At 58.6% G+C, this 26879-nt stretch carries 11 protein-coding genes; 6 read left to right on the forward strand and 5 right to left on the reverse strand.

Features of this window, described 5'->3' with window-relative positions:
- Positions 1-57 precede the first annotated feature (57 nt).
- The 3 genes from AC1DQ3_RS05435 to AC1DQ3_RS05445 form a co-directional block, all read right to left on the reverse strand.
- Positions 58-10278, reverse strand: a complete 10221-nt coding sequence (locus tag AC1DQ3_RS05435) for a hypothetical protein (RefSeq protein ID WP_477119150.1) — start codon at positions 10276-10278, stop codon at positions 58-60.
- On the reverse strand, positions 10266-11873 hold the full coding sequence (locus tag AC1DQ3_RS05440; RefSeq protein ID WP_477119151.1) for a hypothetical protein: 1608 nt from the start codon (positions 11871-11873) through the stop codon (positions 10266-10268). The genes AC1DQ3_RS05435 and AC1DQ3_RS05440 overlap by 13 nt, the downstream gene beginning before the upstream one ends.
- A 137-nt stretch (positions 11874-12010) precedes the next feature.
- Entirely contained in the window at positions 12011-12433 is a 423-nt protein-coding gene (locus AC1DQ3_RS05445) for a hypothetical protein (RefSeq protein ID WP_477119152.1), read from the reverse strand.
- Between the two features lie 1205 nt (positions 12434-13638).
- Between AC1DQ3_RS05445 and AC1DQ3_RS05450 the strand changes: the two genes are divergently transcribed.
- The 6 genes from AC1DQ3_RS05450 to AC1DQ3_RS05475 all read left to right on the forward strand — a co-directional run bounded on the left by AC1DQ3_RS05450 (position 13639) and on the right by AC1DQ3_RS05475 (position 23583).
- Positions 13639-17943: a Tc toxin subunit A-related protein gene (locus AC1DQ3_RS05450; RefSeq protein WP_477119153.1), complete on the forward strand. Its 4305-nt coding sequence runs from the start codon at positions 13639-13641 to the stop codon at positions 17941-17943.
- Positions 17944-18775: 832 nt separating this feature from the next.
- The gene (locus tag AC1DQ3_RS05455) at positions 18776-18949 is read left to right on the forward strand and encodes a hypothetical protein (RefSeq protein WP_477119154.1); all 174 of its coding nucleotides are present in this window, start codon (positions 18776-18778) and stop codon (positions 18947-18949) included.
- 6 nt (positions 18950-18955) lie between these two features.
- Complete coding sequence (locus tag AC1DQ3_RS05460) at positions 18956-19822, forward strand: PIN domain-containing protein (protein ID WP_477119155.1); 867 nt, start codon at positions 18956-18958, stop codon at positions 19820-19822.
- Between the two features lie 174 nt (positions 19823-19996).
- A complete protein-coding gene (locus tag AC1DQ3_RS05465; protein WP_477119156.1) occupies positions 19997-21220 on the forward strand; it encodes a phospholipase D-like domain-containing protein in 1224 nt (407 codons plus the stop codon).
- 12 nt (positions 21221-21232) lie between these two features.
- A complete protein-coding gene (locus AC1DQ3_RS05470) occupies positions 21233-22750 on the forward strand; it encodes an ATP-dependent nuclease (RefSeq protein ID WP_477119157.1) in 1518 nt (505 codons plus the stop codon).
- On the forward strand, positions 22747-23583 hold the full coding sequence (locus tag AC1DQ3_RS05475; protein WP_477119158.1) for an HNH endonuclease: 837 nt from the start codon (positions 22747-22749) through the stop codon (positions 23581-23583). Before AC1DQ3_RS05470 ends, AC1DQ3_RS05475 begins: the two co-directional genes overlap by 4 nt.
- Before the next feature lie 757 nt (positions 23584-24340).
- On the opposite strand, the gene AC1DQ3_RS05480 is transcribed toward AC1DQ3_RS05475, so the two are convergent.
- Together AC1DQ3_RS05480 and AC1DQ3_RS05485 are read right to left on the reverse strand one after the other, a co-directional pair.
- Complete coding sequence (locus AC1DQ3_RS05480; protein ID WP_477119159.1) at positions 24341-25075, reverse strand: PaeR7I family type II restriction endonuclease; 735 nt, start codon at positions 25073-25075, stop codon at positions 24341-24343.
- A gap of 17 nt (positions 25076-25092) precedes the next feature.
- Positions 25093-26820 carry an Eco57I restriction-modification methylase domain-containing protein gene (locus tag AC1DQ3_RS05485; RefSeq protein ID WP_477119160.1) on the reverse strand — a complete coding sequence of 576 codons (1728 nt, stop codon included), beginning with the start codon at positions 26818-26820 and terminating at the stop codon, positions 25093-25095.
- Between the last annotated feature and the right edge of the window lie 59 nt (positions 26821-26879).

The following is a 26879-nucleotide window of genomic DNA, read 5'->3' on the forward strand; positions in this document are numbered from 1 at the left end:
CACACTGACCGCCATTTGTGCAGATCTCGAACTTACTGCCTTTTCCGTATCCAACCTTCACTTCTTGCTCCTGTCGGTCTTGCGCTTGACAGCATGGTTGGCGGGCGATTCTGGACGCCCTCTGGTGCGTTTGCCGACAGGGTGAGCGGCACGGCTCGCAATGCCCCAGAGGTAAAGATTCCCGAGGTCCTGACCGTCCTGCGACACGCCGGCCATCGGCCCCGCGACACGCACCACAAGCGACGGGTCCAGGGCCATGGCCCAGTGCCGTACGCGCGGTTCCGGCGCGTTGCCCGTTGCATCGGCGGGGCCTAGCACCAGCACTGCATACGGCGATGTGCTGCGGGACGACAGCGCATCGACTGCCGCAGCCGCACTGTTCACCCATGCTTCGCGCCCCATGGCGGTCGACAGTTCCGCTGGCGACGGCAGAGCCTCGCTCTTCAGTTCGTTCGGGCCCCGTGACAACGCGAATGACGCCAGCTCGCTTCTAGCCTGCTTGACAACTGCTTCTGGAGCCAACAGCGTGCGGCTTCTCGCATAGATGTAGGCCGCGATCTGGCGCAGCGGCGGCGCGGCATCCGTTGGCAGGCGCCTGACCATTTGCAGGTCGTCAAACGCCGCCTTCGGGGAAAGCATCGACAAGGGAATCTGGAGGTTCTCAAGGGACAGGGCGGGACGCTTCGACTCCGAACCCGATAGGGAAAATACCTGTACCTTGAGTTCGAGGAAACCGTTCTTCGCGGCATCGGGTCCCACGCGCCTGATGTAAGTCAGTAGGTGGCCGGCAAGTGTCTTGTACCAGTCCGGAGAACTGTTCTGAGGATCCTTCATCGCAGGAGCGCCCTTGATGGATGGCAACGGCGCCTTAAAGTAGATCCTCGACTGGGGCGAGCCATCTTGCACTAGCTGAAGCTTCAGCCGCGCCGAGACGTCGATTGCAAAGCCTGCGCGCTCGGCGCCGTCGAAGAGCGTCTTCTCCAGGAGTTCCAGCCAATATTCGACCGAGCGTGTCGCCTGATCGCCCGTCGACATATCGTAAGTGTCGGTGTGGGCCAAGTGCGGCACCAGAGCATTTGGCGTGCTGACACTCGCGGTCTCGAAAATGAAGCTTTCGGAGATGGCGGCGCCGTCGAGCAGGCGCGCATTACGCTTTGCCACGAGGGTGGGCATGGCGCAGCTTTCTATCATTACGTCGAGACCGGAAAACGTCAATCTGCGCGGCGAAAGGTTGGCGATACCAGAAAAGGCGGCCATCACGTCGGTAGAAGGCTGGTACCGGACTGTCGCATCTGTTTCGTCATAGGGCGCGACAACTCTTTCCTCGCTGTCCACCTGGTCGATATGGAGAAGCGCGGCACGAACGGGTTTGTTCGGAACCTTGGGGGTGCGCCAATGAATTTCCCCCAACTGCTTGCCAACCGGCAAGACCGTGTCCAGGTCGACGAGCCTGGCGCTGCTCGCAGCCTCTAGGCTGTCAAGACGTTCGTCCTTAGAACCCAGATTGGCGGCGATCCTTTCGAAAATCTGCACCGCCAGTTCGACGCTCTTGGCGTCCGGTTCGACGCCCGCCGCTAGTTGTCCCGTCAGTTCAGCAACACGTTCTTCGTATTTCGCAAAGGTTGCCAGCGCGACGAAGAGCGGGTTAGCGCCCATCGACCTGACAGTTCTGTCCTCGTCGAACCTCACCGTAATGAAGGCTGTGTCGTGGTTCTCTTTCGGCGTCATGAACGCGAGCAGGTATTCCCACTCGCGCGCGTTGGCAATGTAGTTCGCCAAGGGTGCTTTCAAATCTGGCGTAGCCGACTCAATCTGATGCCGCAAGATGGCAGGCGTCGGTGGAACAAGGCGCAATGGGAGGGGAATCGTCCATTCGGAGCCTGATGCCGGAAGGATGCTCATTGTGTTGGCGCCGCCGATCTCTCCTGTCCAGAGAATTTCATACCAGTCGCTGGGTTGATAACCCACGATGTCCTCACCGGATCTGACTTCCACGTACTGTGGCGTGAACGACATCGCACCCGCTACCCTGGCGAGCGGGTCCGTGCCGGGGTCAGCCCAGCGGACCACGACATCAAAGCTCCCCGCAACACCCGCATCCAAGAGTGGTATTCGGATCGGCGAGAACGCGATGGTAGCATTTTGGTCCGGTGTCCTCGACACGCTCACGGTGCCCCAAAGGAACGTCGTGTGGCCTTGAGCCACCGCGCCAGGAAGGTTAACGTTAACGACCGCAGTCGCTGCGAAAGCCGTTTTTGTATCGGCGCGCGAAGCATCGCGGAACTTGAGGAGCGTGCTGTCCGGCAACGTGGCTTTGTCATCGAGAATGGTTTCGAGCCGTTGCGCCATGGCGTCGGCGACACCCTTCTTGGCCTTGGCAAGTCGCGAATATAGGCCAGCGGGCTGGACAATGCGGCAAAGGCTTTCGCCAGCGGGAGCCGCCATCATCGTTTCCAGGGCGGAAGAGGCGCGGCCGGCAACCGCATTGAGGTCGACATCTTTAACCTCGATGTCCTCTCGTTGCCCATCTGGCATCGTCACGTTGGCGACGCCCGAGAGCAAAGTTTTGGCGAGCGGCGTGGGGGCGAAGTATGAGGCCGACGTTGCCTTTGGACTGCGCACGGACAACATGCTTCGGCGCAACAGCCAGACTGTGGCCCCCTCGGCACGATTGCGACTCGGCTCTATACGCCCCTCGACCTTCCTCAGCAGCGTGAATGTTCCTCCGAAAGCGACGCGTATGCGCTCCGACCAGTCGACCCAGTCTTGTGAAGTCTGCAGGCTTTTCGGCCCGATGGGAGAAGACGCGAACCACAGATCGTCACTGGTCTTCGTCACGCGGGGGTCGCAAAGGTCCTGCCGACGGCTGAATACCATCTCAGCGGAAATTTGCGCTGGCTTCGCCGTTGTGGCGGGGAATAATGCCTGCGGTAATCTGACCGTGGGCAGTTTGCAGTCTTGCGCCTTGGGCGCACCCGGCGCTTCGAGCTCGGCGTGGACCGCCTCCAGCCAGGCCAGAACGGCTGGCTTGACCCCCACAGGCTGACCTAGCGCCGTCCCATCGAGCGTCATCCGAATATTTGCGTCGAAATCAGCCATGCGGACCATGGTGACATACCGCCTGAATTGTTCGACAAGAGCCTGCCTGCGCTCGGGCGGCAGTGGTGCTTTCGGATCATCCTTGTACAACAGGTCCGCGTTCCACGTTAGGTTGAACTCGATCGCGGCGGCATTGGCGCCGCCTTTTGCGGGCATCCATGTCGCGCTCATACCTGGCAATTCCTGCAGCTTGAATAGGGCGTCGCGATAGCGGATCGTTGTGTCGCCTTTCCATGTCACGTCGAGCTTCCCGTCCTCCAAGAAGTGTCCCGCCCCATCGCGCACGCCGACGTTAATCAGCGTGGCAAGGTCGGTGCCGACAAACTCATAAGGGCTGGCGTCAGGCGCAGACTTGACACTGGCCATTGCGTTTCGCATGGCCGTGCGCTGGCCTATCTTTGCAAGTGGCACCAAAATACGGTGCGGCCAGGTGGGCGGCTGTCCGCCGGGTGGCAGTGCCGCCTGCTCGCTTTCGTCCATGTGAACGCGCACCGGCATGACGCTGTCCCGGCTAAGTTCGAGGCTTGCTGTGCCTTGAATATTGGCTGCCTTCTCCTGCGTCCAGTAGTCGACCAACTCGTACCTTGCGGCAAGGTACAGCGCGTCCTCCTGGGTTGACGTGATCCGGGCGGGCAAGCCATAGAGTGGGTTTTCCCTGGTAACGAGGATAGCGGCTTGTCCGTCAGGGGTGTCCGAGGTAAGTTCGGTTACTTGCGGTGTGGTTAAACTGACGACCCATCCGGAGGCGGCTTCCGCCGCATCAAGGAGTAGCCCATCAATTATCGGCAGGAAATGTGGCAACGGGGATAGTTCAAATATCACCGAAACCGACGCAATTGCGCCTCCCTTGAAGAGGTGCGCAATCGGGTCGTTCTTGTCGAACCCTAGATGGAACCCGGGTGAATTCACCGTATTGGACATCCATAGCATCTGAGCGACGGCCATGCTGTCGCCCAAGCGACTGAAGGTTGGCGCATCTGGCGTGCCGCCGGCGGCAACGGCGGCGCGCTGCACCGGCGGATTGGGCTCAACCGACATGTTCGAGGTGAAGAAGAAGGCTTCTTCATCTTCCAGAAAATGGAATGGGACTGCAGGTTGTTCCCCATCGACCTTGAAGCCGAGTCGCGCCTTTGTCACGAAGGACGGACCCATCGCGCTGTTCATGTTGACCATCAGCTCGCGGATGCGCGGGTCGACGCTCAGTACGGAATAAACAGCGCGTCCTGCCGTTCCCTCCTTTCCCAGCTTTCCCGCGGCAGACGTCGCCGCAGCCTCGAGCCGGATTTCCAGTTTGACGTACCAACGCGGCGTAATCGGGCGCGGCTTCACGCTGCCGCTGGGATCTTCCAAGGCGGCGTCGATAGTGAGCGGCAGTGCCCGGCCTTGCGACAGGGCGAATAAGGCTTCAGGCACTGCAGCCATGCGCAGGTTGGCGGCCATCGCGCCGGGCTTGCCCAGCGGAATGAAGGTGCGGGCCACAAAGCGCCGCGCCTGCATTGTCTTTTGCTCAAGGCTGTCTTCCAACTCGAGCGTGAGTTTGATCTTGCGGGAATCCAGCGCCTTGCTTGCCTCCTGCATCGCCTTCAGTGCGTCGGCAGTCTTGAATGAGTTGTGCGTGGTTGCACCCTTGATCCAGCGGCCCGAAAAGCCTGGCCGTGGACTGAAGGACAGCACGCATTCCTGGCCTTGCGCATTCAGCTGGGCCATGCCGATCTCGGTCTTGAGCAGTTCTGGCAGCGCCAGGCTGGAGGCCGCGCTTACCGCGGGTACGCGCAGACCGTGGTGGAGGAAAGTGCTTGCGTGTTGCGCAACCTGGATGCAGACGCTGCCACCGGTGTCCGGGGCCTTCAATAGACTCAGCAGCTTGGCGAGCTCCACGTCAGGCTCGGTGTCCGATGCTCCCGCCTGCTCGGTCATCTTCCGTGCGATGCGCAGGGCCTGATGAACAATGCCCTGAACAAGGGCCGCGGCCCAGTCCTCCGTAATGGCATCCAGCGCCTCTTTGGTACCCGCTGATAATGCATGCAAGCCATTTTGGATATAGGCCAACTTCAGCAGAGTCGCCTTATCCTTGGGATAGTCAGGCATCGATTCGGACAGCAGGGCATGCAGTCTATCTTCCCACTCGTCGTCGATCGGGGTCGAGTGGGTGCTGCGAAAGTCCCTGATCAATGCGGCACTGGCGTCATCGAAAGCGGCGCTCACAGCAATGTCGGCCAACCACGGCAACATGATGCCTTGCGCGGTCTTTGGCGCGGCGTTGCCGGCCATAGCAAGCAGCGATGTCTGCGCTCGTAGCAAAGCATCAATGTTCACGAGTTCAAGCTGCAAATGCAGGTCGATGAACCCCACCACGGCTGCAAAGTCGAGCGGCTCGGCTCCCCACCGGGACAACCCGCCTTTTGGTGGTGTGACGCGGCCGGCCAAGGTCTGGAGCGCAGACAGTTTGACTCGAGCCGGCGTCTGCCCCGCCGGATCCACGCCGAGAGACAGGCGCAGCGCCCACTCAAAAAGCTGGGCACAGAAGTCGTCCAGGCCGCCCGAGCCCGGGGTGACGGCGGAGGCCAGCAGCATTGGCTGCATGACGGGCGTCGAGGCCGACATCATCGGTTCGACGCTGACGGCGCAGAGCAATACCTTGGGCGCAGCGGCCAGTTTGTGCGGGACCCACAGGAGAGGCTGCGCCTCCTGATAGGCAAGCTCTGCCAACATGGCAGCAGACAAGGCCGCGCGGGCAGGCAATCCTATCTCGGGAGGCAGCGGTCCGTCGAACGAGTCTACGATCTTCTGGCTGAACCGGACGCGGGTCGCAAAACTAAATTCAATGGCGATTTCCCAGCTACGGCCGAATACCGAAAACCGCGCAATGACAAACCGGACAAACACGCTGACGCCGGCTTCGGCATGGAACAGCACCGGTGCGTAAGACTCAAAGGTCACTCCAGCCTCGACCCACACCCGGATGCTTACGACCGCGCTGATGAGCGAGAAACTCGCCACACCGAAAATCTCCAGCAGCAAGCCGACAGTTCCGTCGATCCTGATGTAGCGTCGTGCGCGGTTTGACGGGAACTTGGGATGGTTGGGCGTGCCGACCGCGCCCTCGAAGATGCCATATACGGAGAGCGTGATGCCAGCGGCGAAGACGCCCTCCCGGAACTCCTTACCCAGCCCGATGCGCGCTGCCAGCGACATTTCGATGACAGGATCGAGTTTCAATGCCATGACGACAGGCAAATTGGGTGAGTCTGGTGAATTCAGCACGTAGGACGACTGCCAGTCGAGCTTTCCAAAACGCATGCCGCCCGAACCGAGAAACGGCAGGACTTGCACTGTCGTTCCGCGGCTGAAATCATTGCCATGGTAGCCAATATTGATGGACCAGTCCCCGTTCGTTACCGCATCGAATCCCAGGACGGGCAGGGTGACAGTGGCGGCCCCCATTTCCAAGGTTCGGAACCCTGGCTCAATCTCAGCGGAGAACACACCCTGCCCGTCGGACAGCTTGCGGTAGATGACGTCGATCTTGGCCAGCTTTGGAATGTCCAGCCCCAAGCCGTACCGGTCAAGCCCATCCAGAAAGACGAACTGGAACTTGAAGGAATAGAGGTTGCCGCTGGCCACCACCCCCCAGCCGGCCTCCGGAATATAGAGCTCACCAATCTTGGGAAGCTTGGCCTTACCGGCTGTGTCGGCCGGTTTCAGGAGGTCCTTCGATTTGCCGACAATATATTCAAGATTCTTGTCGAGTCCGAACGCACCATCGGGCACCAAGCGCATCCGCTGCCCGATGGCGAAGTAGTCGAACACCAGCGGGCCGACTTCCGTCTTGCTACGCGCCCATCCCCAGGCAACGTTGTCCTTGCCGGAAGGAATGAACGCGACAAGTGTGTCAGACGGCATTTGAGGCACCTTATATCCCATGACTTCCAGCTGCGGATTGAGCAGCCCGATGCCGATGCCGTTGGGCTCATCGTAACTTTGGACATTGACGGAGTCCGCGGTCAACCGCAGCACGCCGTTAATGCCGATGTCGAGGGGACCGTTGCCGCCGTCAAAACGGAAGCCGACGCTAAAGCCCTTAAGGGGGTTCTTCACGTCGTACCAGCCAATGATGATTCTCGCCTTCAGGAAGTTGGCTGCTTCGAAGAGCTTGCCCATGGATCCTAGATTGAGGTCCAGCTCCAGACCGAAGTCAAACGACGGCGCGTCAAATCCGACCAGACCTGGAAGCGACAGGCCTGTATAACCCACGCTTGGCAGCGATAGGGAACCGCCCAGCGAAGCCCAACGCATTGCGGAAAGCTGGAGAGGGAAATTGGCCAATAGGCCGCCCCCGTCCGAATTGGCACCCTCTTTTTTGAAGTCGACACGTATATTGCCAATGTCAATGTCGAACTTGCCCTGGCCCATGATGAGGGCTGCATTTTCGAACTCGATCTTTTTCATTCCGGAAACGCCGGAGAATTTCGATCCGAACTCAAGCTCACCCCACAAGCCGAATCTGGATTCAACGTACCTGTGTGGCTCATCACCCTTCCGCTTGCAAGTGACGTCAATTCGCGTCGCCGCCATGCCGGACAGGAAATCGCTGCTCTTGAACTTCATGCTTCGCCGTCCGAGTGCGCGGAACACGTACTCTCCAGTGCCGCCGACTGCCGACTTGCTTTCATACCGTGCCAGGATGTCCAGCACGCGGCTGTCGCCGACTGACTCATCTTCCGAAGATTCAGCTCCGAAAAAGCGGCTGAGGCGTAGTTGCATTGATGCGAGAAAAGTTCGCAGTTCTGAGTTGCTGAACACCGCATTCAGGGTACGCAACTCGAACTTGAAATCGCCCTTCGACTCCATTGGTGCGGGTGCGTGGAAATGAATCGCGCCAAAGGCGGATGTTTTTTCAAGCACCAGTACGCCATCCTTGTCCGGCACCACGCGGCTGACGTCGATGCCCAAGACCGGTACCGCAAATGCCTCGACGTTGGCCCCCCCCTGGGTGACGACCGATACGTCGTCGGGCACCTTATCGAAGGGTGTTTGGGCATTGAAGATCAGAATGCCGGTCCAATTGTCGTCCTTGATCTTGTCATAGATCTCCTGATAGTGGGAAACCAGCTCGGGGGCGATTTTCCTGTAGCGCTCGGGCGCGTCTGGCGCGGCCAGTGGTGAATAACCCTGGCTAAGTAACTGCAGGTTCTTAAACGACTGGACAGCCGCCACGCTGGACTTTGTCGGATCGGCATTGAAGATCCGTGCAAGCGACCAGCGTCCCACGTCCGCCAGCAGGTCCTCAATAGGCCCCTTGCTGAGCTTCATCACCATCACCGGCTCGAAAGTGGATGGCGCCGCCGCGGTCGGCGTGACTGGCGCCGCTCCCGAAGTGTCCGCGAAGCCGATGACCATGGGCCAGCCGGCGATCTTGACGGCCAGATCGATCTTGCCGAACGGCGGATCGCTGACGTTGGGTATGTCGGCGTGACCCTTGCGCGTGACGACGACAAACACATCTGGTCGGCTGAGCGCCTCCTGCAGGGCCCAGCGTTCCACTGGCTTGCCATTGATGTCCTTTGGCCGATCGATGGAAAGCATCCAGCCATCCGAAGCTTTCCTCAAGACGTCTGCGGTTTCCCCTAGCTTGATCGTATGCCATACGTTGGCCGCATCAATCTGCACGAGCAGGCCTTGCGGCGTCGTGATCCACGTTTTGTCGTCGCCGTCCAAGATGCCCATGCGCTTGCGCGTCTGCCGCGACCACTCCGCGGCGAGGCGGCTGCGTATCGGACCTAGCGCTTCGCTATCGAGCTGCTGCGTTCCGTCCAGCGTTTTCCGCCGGATGCCCCTGAACGGAAAGAACGGAAGACCTGCCAACGGAAGGCCTGGCGGCGTCTCTACGGTCAACGGCGCCGGATCAAACAGTACGGAGTATGCATCCACGTTCTGAGTCGCCTTCACAACGTCCCTACGGCCAAACAGGGGCTGGTCTTGCGGTTGTGTGACGAAGCTGTAGGGCTGATTGTTGAAAGCTGTGGCCGTACCGGTGCGACAGGGGGCCATCCAGGCCGTGGTAGCGGCGTTACAGACCGTGGGTTCTTCCGAGCCGGCTCCAAATGCGACGAATGCCGGTTGGGCGGGAAAAAACTCGACACCGTTGTAGCCGTCTTTCTCCAACTGGAAGAACTCTGTGCCAGAGCTGCCCGGCATCACTTCGCGATACACCGGCACCACGCCCGCGAATGCCGCGGACGGCGCCGGCTTGACGGCGAACTTGCCCATCAGGGAAGCGTGAGAGATGCCTTGCGGCGAAACGTCGAAATAGATTGCCGCATCGACATCCGGGCGGAAGGCGAGCAGCTGCCCGCTGGTGTCCGGCAGCTCGGACACCAGTTCGGCACTGGTGCTGGTGCTGATGAGGTTGATGCGGGTATATTCCCGGCGCGAAGTGTATCGGTGAAGCTGGAACGCGGCTGCCACACCGACATGATCGCCGCTTCGGTCGGACAGGATGCGTGCAGCACGCATAGTGGGGAAAGTGCTCCCGCGCGGAATCCACGCGTACCTCACCTGAGGCGTGATGGCCGAGATCAGCTCCCCCGTGTCAGGAGTCGAGAGGCGGCCCTCGAAGGTCGCGCAGCGCGGGCCCGAGCCGATGTTGATACGCATCGAGCCGGCGTCCGGGGCGAACTTGATTGTCTTTTTGTAGACGGTGACTTCGAGCTGGATGCCGGGGTCTTTCAGCAAAATACCCCCGGCGTCGAATACAACTGCGGTTCCCTTTGGAAGGGTGACGGTCATCGTGCCGCTGCCCGTCCCAGTGTCGGGCAATGCTTCGAACGCCCACTGGGTGATAGACAGGCGTTGGGCTGTGGATGCATTTATGATACGCAATTGCGCTGGCGCGTTGGCCCACTTCTCATTCATCCAGAAATAGTACGTGCCGTCGCCTTGTGCTGCTCGTTGCAGGAACGGTATGAGCACCGAAAATGGGTTGGCCGCATTCGGCGGGATGAAGGCATACGCCCCCTTCACCATCAGCGATTCGGTAAAGGTAATGTCTTGCCTCGCCGTGGCGGGAGCGTGGAAGAAACAGAAAGACGCCTCAGCAATCGTGCCGGCACTTTTCGGCGGATTGCAGTTGACGAAGAGTTGCGTGCCCGGAATTCGGAACAGAATTACTTCGTCCATTTGATTTCATCCCCAGGCATAAGTTGAAGACGCAAAAGCCTCGCGACGTCGGTGGATTTCGCCAAGCTTTGGGAGACGACCGCATGGGGACCATCCCGATAAAGTCTGACCACGCTGACGGACGAGGCGATCGTGCGTGCGAGGTCGCTGGCTGTGCCTGGCATGTCGTCCGCGAGATCGTCATGGCCCTCTACGGTCGCGGAGAAGTGGCTGGACCGCCCCGCGAATCCGTCATGGAGCCGTTCCGCGACAACATCCAGCAGCGTTGTGCCAATGGCGACCCACTGCCGCCTACCGTTCACCCAAATGACGATCTCCGGGACGGGTACAACCCGGTAGTGGAGGCTATAGCAGGTCCACCTTACGTGGGCAGAGGTAGCCACCGTGCAGGGCTCGGTACTTGTGTTAGGGGCAGCCAGTTCGCTGTATGGCAATTCGTCCATCCTGTCGGCGGAAAACAGGAGCGGCGTACTGTCCGGGGGTTCCGTAGATCCGCCGCCGGCGGCGATGGAGGTGGCGGTGTACGTAATACGATGCGCGGGAAGCCATAGCCGCCAATAGCGGCGTGCGCCTTCACCGACGCTGCTCGATTCCAACAAGTCGATGAGCCCGGATGCGYCCAAGGAGAGGTCGTCAAAGTTCTCGCCCTGAATAACGACTGCCGGCTTGTGGGCGGCCTTGGCGGAACTATGCCCGGGTGCCATCGCAGCCGGATCGACCATGTCGTTATACTGCGTGAGCCCAAGCCTAGCCAAGCCGCCGTTCGGTGAGAGATAAGTCTTATTTTCCCACTCTTGGGGTGGTGAAACACACTCATAGCCGGGGCTGCGGTTGTCGTGTGGCTTGGCGCCCGGGTCGCATAGTTCGGCACCCGTCAAGGCGTGGAAGTACAGATAGGTCGGAGCAGCAAACGATGATGGGTGTCCGCCGTGATTTCCAACGCCAGCGGGGGCGATGGGCACACTGTTTTCAATGCGCAGGCGCATCCCAGGAAACAGGTCAACGCTGATGCCCACCGTGTCCACGCCAGCATCTTGCGGCCAGACGCGGTGGTTGTATGCGCTGCGCAACATCGCGCTGTACCTCCGTGGCAGGCCGACCTGAATGATGTTTGCGGCCCTCGCCGCAGTCTTGGCAGAGGTAGTCGCTGATTCGTCGCGCAGAGCGAGTACGCAACCCTCGCGGCCCACCACCTTTTTCAAGCCCGCTTCAAGCTCGTCGAACGAGCCAGACAGTGCGTCGCTCACTACGTCTGCTGTCGCCTCAGGCTCCAGGACGGCCACGACTGTTTCCCCAAAAGGCTTGGAGCCAGACCACAACTTGTTGGCCAACACGAAGGACATGACACCTGCCTTGGTGTTCACCATAACCTGCGTATTGCTGCAGGAAAGCGTGAACCCTTCAAGGGGTATCAACAACGGCTTGTCGGGTGCGCTGCCTGGTGGATAGATCGTGGGATCAGGTGACCTAGTGTCCACGATGAACTCTTGGCCGACGGTGGAGCAGCCGCTGCCGGCAAGGCACCCCGCAAAAGCGGCAACCAGGCCGGCGCTGCGCGCAAGCCATCCCCCGCGAAACCATAATCCAGTAGCCATGTTACGGTCTTCCTCACTCAATCGTTAGCGGTGACCTTTAGGGCGGCGCTAGTCATTCGACGTCAAGATTCGCCGATGGAGGGCCCGTGACAAACAAGATAAGCGCGATCAATGCCTTGATGCTGATGAAGCGCCGCCTAGTCCCCCTTGTAGATGAGAGGCACCAGAAACGTCCAACCGAGCATAACTAGGGAGGCTAACCGCGAATCCCAAACGGCCCAGTACGTGAAGACATCCCCCATCGAGTAGACCCAGACGAGATACGAGAAGGCGGCAAGCAGGACCGCAGTCCACTGTGTTGGCTTGTCAGGCGTTCGGGTTGCATAAGCCCGTACAAGGATGATCGCGACTAGACAGAACGCCGTCCACGCGAGCCAGAGTGGCTTGTCCTCAGGGTGTAGGGGACCAGTGCGGGACGGTGGAACCGATCCAAGAATCACCTGCTTCCCGGCCATGTAGAGTGCTACTACCTCGCCGGGAATCAGCTTCACCAGCCTTTCGAGATAGTCCTTGGTCGGATCAGGTTGCGGATCACTCCGCTTATGAATTCTCAGGCTCATGAATCCTCTTTGCGCGCTGATCGTAGATGTCAAATACATGGGTCGCGTAGACCTTGGCTAGCCCCGAGTGCCCTCACAATAACGAAGCTTTCGTCGTTATTGAATGACGTCTTGTGCCCGAGACTGTGGCATCACGTCTTTGAACTCATAGATAAACCGTTCGGCAGATGGACTCGCGCACAATGCCCAAGGCCAACAATCCAAGCAGCGATACCGCAAAATGGCAAGACCTACCGGAAGCGAGATGGCATGACTCTATCCCGGTAGAGTAAAAGATCCGCGTGGACAAATCCGGCGCACCGAGAAATTTTTTTAGCGGTCAAAGCATTCGGTATGCGAGTTCGAATCTAGGTAACTGTTCCTCAAACCGGTATCATCCAGAGGGATTACACCCACAGTTTCAGTGCTGCAACATTATTAAATCAGATTTAAGAAACATTTAAATGCTACTGAGGCGGCGACGGCGTCAGCAAAGGCCTCGGCGAGCGGCTCACCCAGTTTTTGACTAGGCACGGGGACCGGGTGCTCTTTCGTAAGCGCGAGAATTCCGATCTCAAACAATTGACGGCTACTAAAGACCAGATTTTGCACCTGCCCGACAATGACCTACACTCACTCAGCCCGGCTCTAATGCGTAGCTTCTGCAGCGCAAAACTCGGCAAATCACTTACTAAGCGCGTACGCGGACGGTGTATCGGCTGATTTGTCCGGTAGCGCGATGCTCTTGCAGGTGGCTTTTGGTTCGCAACACAGGTTGGCGCGCCCATGGCCGCTCTCGACAAGGAACATGCGTGTGCCTTTCAGCGGGAACTGCAGACTAGGCTTCCGGACTGGATGAAAATTTCCTCCCGGTGTACCGAGGCGACAGTCGTGACCTGACCTTTAATCGCGCACTTACCACTTGGAGGTAAGAATGCCACTCACTCCCAGCCAACCGATTCGGTGCGTTCCCCCTGGCGTGCTAGCTGGTGGTCCAGATATTCCCCCCGTCGCCACCGCGCCAGGGAGGCACTGGCTTTAAAAAAAATGGATGGACCTCGCCGACGCTCCCGGGAAACAGATCGGCGATACCGAAGCCCCTGGCTTTAGCCGGTGGAGTGTTCACTTTCAAAATGGAGCGCAAGTCATGAGGAAGCCAGCGGCTGCACCATCATCGAGGAAAACTTCGCCTTCGACAGAGCCTCGGCTGTCCGGCACGCTCTTCAATGCGCGCTCCCGCGATCCGCGATCCGATTGCGGGGCTTTCCGTCAACGTCTACTATCTTGACCAGCCGTCAAAGCCCGCAGGCGAAGCCTCGTGTACGCTCCTTGGATCTGCGACGTCCGACGACGGCGGCGCCTTCACGGCCGCCTGGCTTCCGGGTCTTGCCGTTGCGGAGCGGCTTTGCCTTCTCACGAACTTCGCCGGAGTCAAGTGGGCGATCGCCGTCACCGACAAGCAGGGCAAACGCCCGCTCATCGAAAGGGCCTTCGAAGGGCCACCTGCGAACCAGACGGCGCTGGAACTCCTCGTTCCGATCCCGGAAAAGCGGATTAGCGCCGCAAAATGGGCGGAGATCGGCGCGCGCGCGAAGTCGGCGGGACTCACTCAAGTGAACGCGCTCGTCCGGGAACTGTCAGGGTCTGCCGGCAGGGCCTCTCTGTTCAAGGGCTGGCCGGTCGAGGAGCGGCAGAACGCCATTGCCGAGCTCGAGGCGGCTTTTCTCAATCCGGAAAAGGCCTTGCGGAGAATCAAGCCCTTGCCGGCCTGGCGCGAACTCGCCGCGCCGGGCGGACTGGACGCCTATCGGCACGAACTCGGCCGCGCAGGCCGGACAGGGGCCGCGCAAGCCGCCCTCGATAACGTCTCCCGCAAGCTCGCCRCCTTTCCGGCTCTCTCCGCAGTCGACTGGCAAATCGACCCGAGCCGCTTCCGCCAGGATCCCGCCTCCGGGATAGTCGAATACGCTGGCGGCGCTTGGCGACGGCCGATCTTCCGGCGCAACAACGACATCGGCTACCGCGACTACCTTCGCAGCCAATGGACAAACACGATCACGACGGTCGTCTACGTTCAGCCGGACATGCTCACCGAGGCGCAGGCCGAACAGCAGTTGCGCAACCGCTTTCACCAGGATTTCACGACGACCGACATCAGCCAGGCGCCGCCCAACGAACTGCTGATCCCTATTTTGACCGAGATTCTGACCACAGCGTCGGGCTCAACCTTCGGCTTCGGCGTGCCGGCCACCAAAATCCCGCCGCGCGGGACGGCAACCGCGCGCGCCTATCTCGACACGCTGATCGGCCTCACCGGCGTCTCGGCGGGCGAACTTTCGCTTCGCTACCGGACGGACTTCGAGCGGCCCGACGGCCCGGCCATGTCGAGCGCCGTGTGGGAGAACATCCATACGCTCCAGGGCTTCTTCCGCGACAGTTTCCAGAGCGGTCCCGACCCGGCGCACACCGACCCGGACGTCCTCGGCCAGCCGATCGTCCCTGACGTCCTCGCCGGCAAGGCGCCGTTCTTTCTGGAATATGATGAATGGGTGCTGCAGCAGCAGCCGGTCCCGTACGAGAATTACGTCCAGATCCAGAACGTCTTCGACATGACGTTCGACGACGAGGGGCGGACGCGTCTGAAGGGATTGGCGGGCTCGGCCGGCGCAGTCCAGGCGCAAGCCCAGTTCTTCCTCGACGCGTTGACGCTGCACGACGGCTATGTGCATGCCCTGACCCTTATAGAGCAGAACGAGTTTCGCGCCGCGCTCGATGCCTTGAACGCGCTTTGGCCCGCGCTAGGCTCGCTACTCTTCAACAAGGTCTTGGATCAGAACACAGTGGTGGCCGCGTTCAACGCACGACGCGGCAAGGCGGTCGCGTCAATGGACGACTTGTATCGCCCGGTGAATTCGATCAAGGGCGACCCGGGCATTCTGACCATGTGGCAGATCGGAAACCTCGAGTACGACGCGAATCCGAACGACTACCAGATCCAGGACTTCTTCGGCTTTTACACGATCAAGCTGTCCTGCGCGCTTGTGTACCTCTATTATTTCGCGCTGCCGACGCTGATCGCCCAGACGATGCTGGCGCTCGGGCAATACGTGCAGGCTGTCCGCTACCTCGGTCGCTCGGCGTGGACGCTGATTGGCGCGGGCGCCCCGCCCGACAGCGGGTGGAAGGGCGTTTCATCCTTCAATGCGCGATACCTCCTCTATGCCGGGGGGAACTTGCCCTACACGGTCGAGAGCTCTCCGCTTGACTACTACCCGAACTTCGGCGACGACGATTCTCCGGATTTCACCGGTTACGACCCCTATCCGACGCTGTACGCGCTCGTTCCGTCCGGTCTGCATCCGGTCGAGCGGGCCTATTATAGGCTGCAGATGGGCGCGGCGATGCTGGCCTGGGCGGATTCCGTCTACAGAGCCAACGATCCCTCCGACGTCGCGCGGGCGCGCGAACTCTACAAGGGCGTCACTTTTCTCCATGGAGACACCCCGCCGATCAATCCGACATGGGGCAAATTGCCTTTCAACCCTGCGAAAGCTTCCCAACTGGGCCGGGCGGCGTTGGGGTTCGCCCAGATCGAGGCGGGCCTCAATTTCTTCGGCTATCCCGACGACATTGTACCGAGCCAGCGCTACGCGACGCTCATCGCAGGCGCCAACGCTTTCGCCGCCGACGCCAAGTCGGCCGAAACGGATTTCCTCAACGCGATGGCGCAGATCGAGCAGGCGACCATCGACACCATGAAGAACGCCGCGATGCTGAAGCGCGCTCAGCTTCAATCGCAGATCGCCTCGGCGCAGCTCGCCATCGCCAACGACCAGATCAAGCAGGCCAACGTGCTCATCGCCCAGGTCAACGACCAGATCAAGAAAGCGCAGAAGGACATCGACGACCACGACAGCTTTTTCGGACAGGTCGGCGATTTCGTGAAAGGGATCGGCGACCTCGCCAAGGGCGCGAAGGACGCTGCAGAGCTCGGCTCAAGCGCGTCGAGCACCTCCTCGACCCTCAACCTGTCCGGCGCGCTAGGACTGGACAGCGTGAGCGTCGACATGTCGCCCGCGGTCGCCGGCGGCCTTTCCGTGCTCGGCGTTTACGGCGCAGCCTTCACCGCAAGCTACATCACGCTCTCGAGCATGGCAGACGCCGCCAATCAACGGCAACAGCAGCTTCAGACGCTGCAACACCAGAATCTCGTCGCAGCGAACGCGCAACTGGACATCGCCAACCAACAGGTGACGATCGCAGGGCTTCAGCAACAAATCGCGGAGGCAGACGCGAGCCTCGCGCAAAGCCTGCTCGCCTACGCGGAGGAGCGGTACCTCAACATCGAGTTCTGGTCGTACATGGCGGCCCTGTTTGAGCGCGCCATGCGCCGCTACCTCGATTTCGGCGCCCGAGCAGGCTGGCTCGCCGAGCGAGCGCTCGCTTACGAACAGGGCGCGCCGGTCAACATCATCGGCTTCGACTATTACCGCGCCCGGTATGAAGGCGCAGGCGGAGCGGATGAATTGCAGCTCGATCTCGCGAGTCTTGAGGCGCAGCATCTCGCCGGACTGCAGGAGATGGTGCCCCTGAAGGTGACTTTCTCGCTGGTGCGAGACTTTCCGATTGCGCTCGCCGCTCTTAAGCAAACTGGCGCCTGCCAGTTCAAGACCAGCGATCTCGTTCTGCAGACGTCCTACCCGGGAATGTACGGATTCCGGATTCGGGCGGTGACGCCGCGCGTCGTGCGCATGGCGGCCGGGGCTCCGATCCGTGGAGTGCTCGYCAATCCCGGAGTTTCGCAGATCAGCGGCCCTGACGGCGCGCTCGCGCCGTCCCTCAGGCCCGCCGACGCGCTGCCGATCAGCGAGTTCGATATCTCCACGCTCGACATGAACCTCTTCGGGCTGCCCGGCGCTACGCTCATGCAGTTTGAAGGGGGCGGGTTCGATTCGGTGTGGTCGATCGAGCTTCCCCCCGCGGCTAATCCGACCGGCGTCAACGGCGTTGCCGACGTGCAACTGACCTTCAGCCTGACGGCGCGTTTCTCGGCGCCCCTGTACCAGCAGGCGACCGGATCGCCTCTGACTACGGCCGAAAAGACGCTGATGCTCTCCGCCAGTCGACTCCAGCCCTCGGCGCTAAGCGACCTCCAGAAGAAAAGCAGTGCGGATTTTGTGTTCGACGTCTCGAAGCTAGATCTGCCGATGCTCGAGAAGACGCGCAAGCTCACCAACATCTTCGTTGTGCTCGCGGGCGCCCCGGACGGTGCGGCGGTAAACGCGGTCGTCAAGACGACCAGTCCGGCGAAGTCGATCAAGGTCACGCTCGCCAACGGTGCGACCTACTCGAATGCGCCGCCGATCACCGATGCGCTGTCGACGTCGCCCCCCTCGCCGCTAAATGCGCTTTCGGGGATCGACCTCTCACAGGCGTTCACTGTCCAAATCCGCAAGGCAGCGAACCCGGGAGTGGACTTCACGAACGCCGCCGACGTGATTGTCGGGCTGGACTACGCCGCGACATTCTGAGTCGGTTGCGGTCGTCCAAACCAGGGCAATGGCTCGTTGCTATGGAGGGGCTGTTGCGCGGCGTCTACCGCGGAGCGGGTCGCGAGATCACAGGGTTGCGTTGGGCGCTTGCCTGGGAAGCCGCGGTTGCAAGGCACGAGCCGCCTCCCTGACGCACTTCAACCTGACTTTAAGGCGCTTGGAGAGCCCCTTCTTCCTTACTCCGAAGCTCGGAAGACCATCTGTCTGTTGATGTCCACGCAGAATTGACCCGGGAGGTCAGCAATGGTTGATCTGCGGATCCTGCAGTTTTGTTTGGCGACCGCTCTGCACCAGATATCTGCCGTTGAACCAGCGTCCCAGTGAAAGACCGAAATGGGTCGGGAAGAGCCGATGACGACCTGGCTCACGCAGGGCGACTGCCGGCCATCTACGGACCTTCGACCTCGCTCTCCAGTGGACATTCGAACGTCAGCTCCGCTTAGGTACCGGACATTCGGGCAAGGACTCGATTCGGCGGGTCATCGGCCGACGCGGACGTTCGCGCGATCCCCGTTATGGCCCTCTGAGATGTCCGGTTCCGAGCGGTGCTACGAGCCCCAATCGGACCACATGAGTGGTCCAGAGCGGCCGTCCAATCGTCGTCACCAGACTGGAAAACGCTGCTACCACAAAGCTGCGCTTCAGTCTGGAACGGTTGGTTAAAGAGCGGCGAATTACCCCGCTCAACCGTCGATCAACTAGTGGCCACCTGCCAGTGCTAGTATTAGGTACCGATTTGCATAACAGGCAGGAAGCTGGCAGGAGAGGCCTTCACTGCTTCGTTTAAGTCCGCCTACAACGAATGACCAAAATGCGACCTCGTCAGGTATTCCTCGACGCTAATATAGTGATTCAAACGGGCAAGCCTCCAGGCGGCCCGACAATCAAACGGCTGATTGATCTCGTCGATGTGGGCATCATCGCGGTCGTTACGACGGATTTAACCGTGACCGAGGTGGTGAAGAAGCACACCGAGACCGATTAGGAGGTCGTGAAGGATTACGCACGCCATCACTATCGCGACATCCTTGGCGACGCCTTAGGAACGAAACTGCCGCACATTGACAAGGCTACCCTTAAAAGGAAGATCGCCGAGAAGTTCGATACCGGCACGAAACGCGTGTTCGCCAGACTGGGCGCAACGACACTGTCGATCGACGAAGTCCGACCATCTACTGTATTTGAAGCGTATTCAGGAGGCACTGGATTCTTTGCCGGGGAAGGCAAGAAACACCAATTCCCGGATGCATTTATCTTCGAACGGTTGCGTGTCTTGGCAACGAAAGACGTGCCTCTGATTATCGTGTCGGCCGACGGCGACTTCGCCGGCCCAGTCAAGGACGAACCGCAGATCACATTGGTAAAGTCCTTGCCGGAACTGTTTAAGTTACTTGGACTGGAAGTCGAAGCCCCTGAGATTCAGCAGTTTCTGGACGACCACGAGGAAGAAGTCGTCGGCCTTTTTGACGCGGAACTATCTAATTGGGGTCTTGAAGTTGCCGATGTTCCCGAGGCGGAGATCGACGAGGCGTCTGTGACGCAGGTTCAACTTGCGGACTTGATAACTTTCCGTTGGACGAAAGACAGCGGAAGTATCCTCGCGGTCGACACCGCTACTGTGACCGCAAAGGTGTCATATACACATCCCGACTGGGACACGGCGAGTTGGGACTCGGACGACAAGGTCGCAATACCGTGGCGAGAGGTCAGCGGAGAGACCGACGTGAACTTCGACGTACGATTCTCGATGCTCGTATCCGTCGACAAAAGCGCGAACCCCGTTGCAGTCGAGGAACTGCAGTTTCTTGACGACGACTTCGTCTATGTGGATATCCAGCAGTATGAAACGTACAAGTAGTCCAGCAGAACCCTTGGACAGCACACGCTCCTAGCGGCAAGGACGTCGCCGTGCAATATTTGATTCACTCATCTGCGCTGATCTGTTCTCTCAGGACTCGCGATCTGACCGTTTGGACGGGTATTGTCGCCGGTGTATCATCGGCGGACCAAACACAGCACATACGGGGGCGGCATGCATGTGGTTAGCAATCGGGGGGAGCTCAGGCTCTCGATTACCACGTCAGAAGGCAATTTTGATATCACCGTCAACAACCATTTCCAGTTGATAAGAGCGCTGCTTCAAAGGTTTGACTACACATATCTGGTTTCACCCTTCCTCTTCATGGAGTTCAATGCCCTTTTTTCTGGCATCGACTTGTCGAAAAAGCGTGTAGACCTAGTGACGTGTTGCACACCGCGCGGGAACGATCTGCTGACCAAACCATTCTCCATGCAGAGCTTCGGCAGACTCGTGCAGGAACAGACAGGTCGGTGGCCTGTCATCCACATCGACCAATCACTGCACTCTAAAGTCTATATCTTCGGAGATAAGGAAAATCCCGTAGTAGGCGTCGTGACGTCTGGCAATCTGACCCATGGTGGCCTTCAGAACAATTCTGAAACGGGCATAGTTATAACGGATAAGGCGATCCTACGTGATCTCCGCCTCGCCGTCGATCGCAACATCGATTTCGTGCACATCACCGAGCAACAGGTCAGTATCCTTTGCTCCGTTGTGGGCGCTGCTGCGCCCACCCGAACGAAAGATGACGACATCGACATGGGGTTGCCTGATATCCTCGCAAAAAACTGCGCACCGAGCACTCATAATACCGACATCGTGCTCAAACCAGATGCGCGATATTTCGTGAAAGTATCRGGCTACAAGGATGAGCCGATTCTCCCCGAAAACCGGGAGCCACGGGACGACCCGCATCCCGAACTAAGCTTCGCGAGAGAGCCCAAAGGCATATACCCGGGCGATATGCTGGTCGAAGTGGCGGTAGGTGGCAAGTGCTTTCTTACCTACTACACCTGCTCCAGCGGCGCGTCCATGCGTACCGCTCGGGAGCAAGCACAGAACTCGCATCACAAGCGCTGGAAATACTACATGACAGCGAATAATCTGGCGCCAATGTTCGGCGCAACGTGGTTCGAGGATCCAATCTTCTATGGAGATGTGACCGAACACTTCAAGAAGTGTTATCCAGGCGTACCGATCACCACGAACGGCGGCGATAATCTTCAGGACGCGATCAACTTTGGGAATAGCTATTTCCAAATAACAAAAGACTTCGCGCTTTTCGTAAAGGATTTGATTGACACAAGGATTAGAAATCTATTACAGGTAAATCAGGATTCGGACGGAACAGTTGCACAAGGATCGTCAATGGCGCGCCGAAATCCAGTAGATTGAGGAGAGTCCGTTTTGAATTTTACTGTAATCCCACATTCTCGCTCATCGGATACCGGAAATATGGCCGGTGCAGATGAATGCTTTTTAATCACAAACAATTGGGACGATTACTCGTACAAGACCACATTCGCACTTGTCTATTTTGACGGAGCGGGCACCAGGCATGATGTGGGCAGTTTGAAGATCATGCGAAGGGGTATGTCCCGCAGCTACACAGGAATCGATAGTGCATTCGAAATCCTCGGCGAAGACTATGCGTCGCTAGGCCAAGACCAAGAATATTACGAGAACCTCGTCAGCTTCAAAGAGACTGTGCGGATAGAGATACTGACGGCTCTTAGAGACGCAATTTGGGATGAAGAGCGATTTTCTGCATTCAGCGACGAGGGCGCATTCGAGACATCGCTTCGACGGTCGGTAACCGATCGGGAACTGAAGAAATTTCGCGCTGTTATACACGAACAGGCCACCTTGACGCCATTCCACTTCGAATATTGTTTTCCGAACAGTGAGAATGCGCGTATCGAAGTTGAGGTAACGCCGAATGCCGTTCCGCCGACCAATATTCACGTTATCATCGGGCGCAATGGGGTAGGCAAAACGCGACTCCTCCGTAACATCAGCACACTTCTGCGAGATGGAAAACGGCGCCAGCTCGGGCTACTCACCTTCTTCTCGGAAGATAATGAAACCAGCGGTGAAGATGGCTTTGCAAATCTTATAGCGGTGGCTTTCAGTGCCTTCGACGATTTTGAATCACCGCGGCTAAATGAAGGCACTAAAACGGGAATTCAGTATACGTACATTGGTCTACGAAAGAACATTCGTTTGAAGAGCGGCAGCGTCGAGTCCCGTAACAAAACTCCCGCCGATCTCCGCAAGGATTTCGTTTCAAGTACGCTGAAGTGCCTCCGTAGTTCCCGCAAGCCGCGCTGGCGTGCCGCCATGCGTGTCCTCGAAAATGATCCCGGCTTCGCCGCATTGCAGCTTGAGAGACTAGCAGACCTTCCGCAAGAGGATTTTGAGCCCGAAGCTACCGCGCTTTTTGATGCCGCTAGCTCTGGTCACAAGATTGTGCTGTTGACAATGACGCGACTGGTAGAGCTCGTCAGTGAAAGAACGCTCGTTCTTATCGATGAGCCAGAAGCTCACCTTCATCCGCCTCTTGCGGCCTCGTTTATTCGTGCTTTGTCCGATTTACTTGTTCATCGCAACGGTGTCGCGATCCTAGCCACCCACTCTCCGGTGATCGTCCAAGAAGTGCCGCACACCTGTGTGTCGTTGTTATTCCGGTCAGGTGACAACGTCGAGGTTGAGCGCCCCGAGATTGAAACCTTCGCAGAGAATGTTGGGCTACTTACGCGGGCAATATTTCGGGTTGAACTCACAGAGAGCGGCTATCACGCGCTAATAGCACAAGCTGTCAGGCGATCGGATACGGTGAATCAGGCGCTCGAAAAGTTTGGCGGAAACCTTGGGGCCGAAGGGCGTGCGCTCGTCCGAGCGCTTTGGCGGGAGAGTGACGCGTGATCAGCATTCCCTGCCCAGATGATGACGCTGAAGCCGTATTCCGCAGGGCTGCGTCGCGAACTCGAGACATTCTTCTTCGAAGGGCGTTGCTTGGCGTAAGCGTACGCGTCGGTGAGAGAGCCGCGGAGTATCTCGAACTAGCTGACTCCGGCGAGCTATTTCAAATGGAGGCCGAAGTTCCAGTTGGGATAACCAGCGAGCAGCTCTCCGGCGTTTATGATCGCGCGCTTGTGAAAGGGAATGAGCGAGATCTATACGATCGCATTAAGGCTAGCTCAAAGTTTAAGCGCTGCCCTCTGTGTGCCGAACGGGACGTAAAGACCCTCGATCATTATCTTCCCCGTTCTGACTATCCAGAACTAGCGGTATTCCCAGCGAATCTCGTCCCGAGCTGCTCTGACTGCAACAAGTCCAAACTGGCTCACGCGGCCACGGCACACGCTGAGCAGACGTTTCATCCTTATTTCGATAATTGGGGCTCGCGTCGGATCCTCCATGCCACAGTAGACGTCGACCAGTCTGTTTCCGTAGCCTTCGCAATCGTGGGTGTGCCGGGTTTCCCGGCCGAGAAGGTACAGCGCGCTCAGCACCATTTCGACTTGCTTCAACTTGGCCAGTTGTACAGTTCCCACACGGCAGTGGAACTGGTTGAGAGCAAAGACACGTTCCGTCGGAACTTTGCCGGCGGAGTAGAGGTTCTCCGCGACGAGCTGCGCCTCATTGCTCGCAGTCGCCAGCGCGACAATCTCAATTCATGGCGGGCGGCATTGTACTGGGGACTCGCTGAAAGCGATGACTTTTGCAATGGAGGATTTGAGTGCATCGAAGAGTAGCTCTCGGAGTAGCCGCCAACGATGGGCTTTGATGCGAATAGACCGCAGGGAATTGTTGCCTTTGGGTCATGAACGCCCTTTGATCGGTCACTAGCCGAAGATCCGTGAGGCGTCGGAACGGATCCCTCAGCAATCTTGGAAACAGACGCCCAAGATACGCTGCTGGTCGACCGCTGCCAGCGATCCGCGAGCGTCTTCAATGGCCGATCACGCGCCGTCCGACGCGGGTCAGCGAATGGCCGTTGTCCCTCGGAAGCTGCCGTCGGCTTAACGCCCGTCGAAGGGCCGAAGTGGGTCGGGAAGGGACCTCGGCCCGCAGTTGTCCCGTCGTCTCTTCCCCGCCAAAGCGACATTCAGCAAGAATTGTTTGAGGCCGCCCGCTGAACCGCCATACCAGGAATTTGCGCGCCATCCTTGCGTAGGTCTCGACGGTCACAACGGCCAACCCATGATCGCGCTGTAAGGACTGCGCGAACTCCTCGGCAACGTCGTCAGCGGCAATAGCGCGCGCTTGAGCGGCAGGACACCCTCCTCGATCACGCAAGAAGCGCATCAACAGTTCCAACGCGTGCAATTCCCTGCGTCGCGTCTCGAAGCATCGCGATCGACGTCGCGAACGAAGGCGCTGGTATCGCCCGATGTCGTTGTCCTTCAAGGCGTGGAAGGAAATACGGCTAACTGTTAGAACTGCAACCCGTGCTGACCTGTTGCCTCACGTAGTTTGCTACCAGTCGGATTGTCCGGCAGAGCGCATCGCTTATCGCGACGCCTCTGCAGCAATGTGTGCGGCGAAAGACCGCACGAACGTCTTGAGACCAGTCATTTCCGACAGCTCCGAATAAGCGCCAGTATTCGCTCCATCCCGCGACGATGTGATTACAGAAGCAGCCGTGTATAGCTGCTCCAGAGCAAGTTTTTGGCAGAGAATATCGTAGCGCTGCAGATAGGAAGCGCCTCGAAATTCCGGGAAAATGGGGAAGTGCGGTGACGAGTCTCGAACGGGGGAGCGTGAGCCTGGAGCATCCTCAACGACCATAAGCCAGCCAACAAAAGGCCTGGATTGCTCGCCAAATGCCTTTTCACGATAGGCGGTCCAAAGATCGTGGGCGGTACCGATCGCCTCTTCTGTCCGGTTGTTGAAGTTGTTGCCAAAGGAGGGACCTACTTGACTCTTGAGCTCGATGGCTGCTACCAAATGCCCCCTGTGAATTACGAGCAAATCCCATAGCTTGGTGGGGCGGAAGAATCCCGGTAGCGTGACAAGTGCGCGACTCTGATGGATATCAGCATGACTTAGGCCGTTGGCCTCAACCAGATCGAGGATCAATGAGATAAAGCCGTCGAGATTCTTCCCACCCGTTACGCCCGACCGCTCACCCTGATCGATCTTCCCCGCCTCGATCTGTTTTTGTCTTGCTTTATCTCGGTTGCCCCAAAACGCCTTAACCGCGTCTCGTGCCTTTATTTCGTAGCCGACCAAATCCAGAGCCATGATTCCCTTTGATTATTCTATTTCCCTGCAAGCACTGCCCGCTCTTCCTTCGTGAGTGAGTAGAGCTCCCCAACTGCTTCGTTGCAGGCGTTGATATCAAGCCCAATGGCCGCTCGGGCAAGCTTCTCACGGAGAGGCACTGACACGCTCTCCCAGCGAGGCAGACGGATTCGACGCAAATACTGCGCCTGAAACCGGAGGAAGCCCCCGCGCATCTTAGTCGAATATGCAGCGACGAAGAACCGCGTAAGGTTGGACAGCAACACCGCTTGCAAGGCCCTGAGCTCCCATGCATCCGATACAACGTAGTAAAGGTTGTGGTGAGGGTAGAGCTTGCCCTCTTCGAAGACCACTTGGGCTTCGCCCTTGATGTCGGGGATAAGAAGTTTTTGTCGCTTCGCAATGGAAGGCGTGATGCGATCGATCGTGCGATACCATTTCCCCGGAGCCTTTCTCGCGACATGTCGCCCTTCGATTTCTTGTCTGCGGGCTTCGAGGTATCGCCTAAGCTTGGGGTATTCTGCGAGATCAACCAGCGGGCCTTCATCGGTGAATGGATTAATGACACCATATCCTCGCCACGCGACATGACCGGAAAGGATGTCACGAGTCATTGCCAGCGGAATTTTTCGGTCTGGCTCGACGTCAAGCTGATCAAGCTGTCCGATATAAGCCTTATCAGCCCCTGTCGCGACCCCAATGCCCACCTTACACCCCGCTTCCTCAAGTGTCGGGAAGGCGGCTTCGATGCGGCGGATTAAGTCCGTCTGTTCGACGCCATGCAAAACCCACGGTTCGTCGCCTAAAGCAACATTAATAAGTTCGCGAACCAAGGGCGATGATCTGGAGTCAGTCAGCGCCTTCGCCAGCTCCGTTAATGCCTTTGCCTCAATCTTTGGCCGTTCGGCCACGCGCGTGGCTCCATGTGAACCCCTGGCGATCAAGGTGATTGCGGGATAGGCGATCACCTCTGAAAGGAACGCAGGCGTGTCCACCATATCCACATAGGCTTTCAGATGAAACTCTTTGGAAACTAAGCGACGGAGTGGCCCGCCATAGCGATTCTTCATCCAACGATCCGCACAAATAAAACTCAACTGTCCGTTTTTGCCGAGCAAATTTAGCGAGCGCTCGATAAAGGGTATGTAGAGATCCGCACGATCGTAGAGCGTGGAGAAGCGCCTGCGATACTCCTGAAGGAGTGCAGCGGGGATTAGCTCCTGACGGACATAGGGTGGATTTCCGACAACAAAATCAAAATCCCCAGGCAACTCAGCAAGGAGAAAATCACCGTGAATGAGCCAAGCGTTTGCCAGTTCAGTTGCTTCGCTCTCCGAGAATGCATCTCGCCTGAGGCGCTCAATTACTCGGTTCCAAACGTTATTGAAGGTGTTTTGGTGAACCTCTATAGCCCGTATGCAGTTTGCTAGGCTTCCAACTTGCTTGCCTGCGGCCAAAGCCTTCTTTCGTGCGAAGAGCAGCCGATCAATCGCCGGCATTAGAAAATCACCCTCACCAAACGAAGGCTCAAGCAACTTTAGTTTGTAGAGAGCTCTCGTCGGAGTGTAGCCAGCCAGATCAAGGATAAAGTCAACAACCTCTCGCCGTGTGAAGACCGCGCCGCGCTGCTCCGTGCCGGCACCATGCGCCAAACCGTAGACGGCTTCTGTAATCGGGCAGAAGCCAGGCAGGGCAGCCTGTTTAAGGTCGTGAATTTCTTGCGGCACGGTATGGGTAAGATCCAAGTGAGACTGCGCATTTTACCGTGGTGAAGGCGACGCTAGCGGCACGCTTCGTGCGCCCT

Source organism: Cupriavidus sp. 01T418 (genome assembly GCF_056398885.1).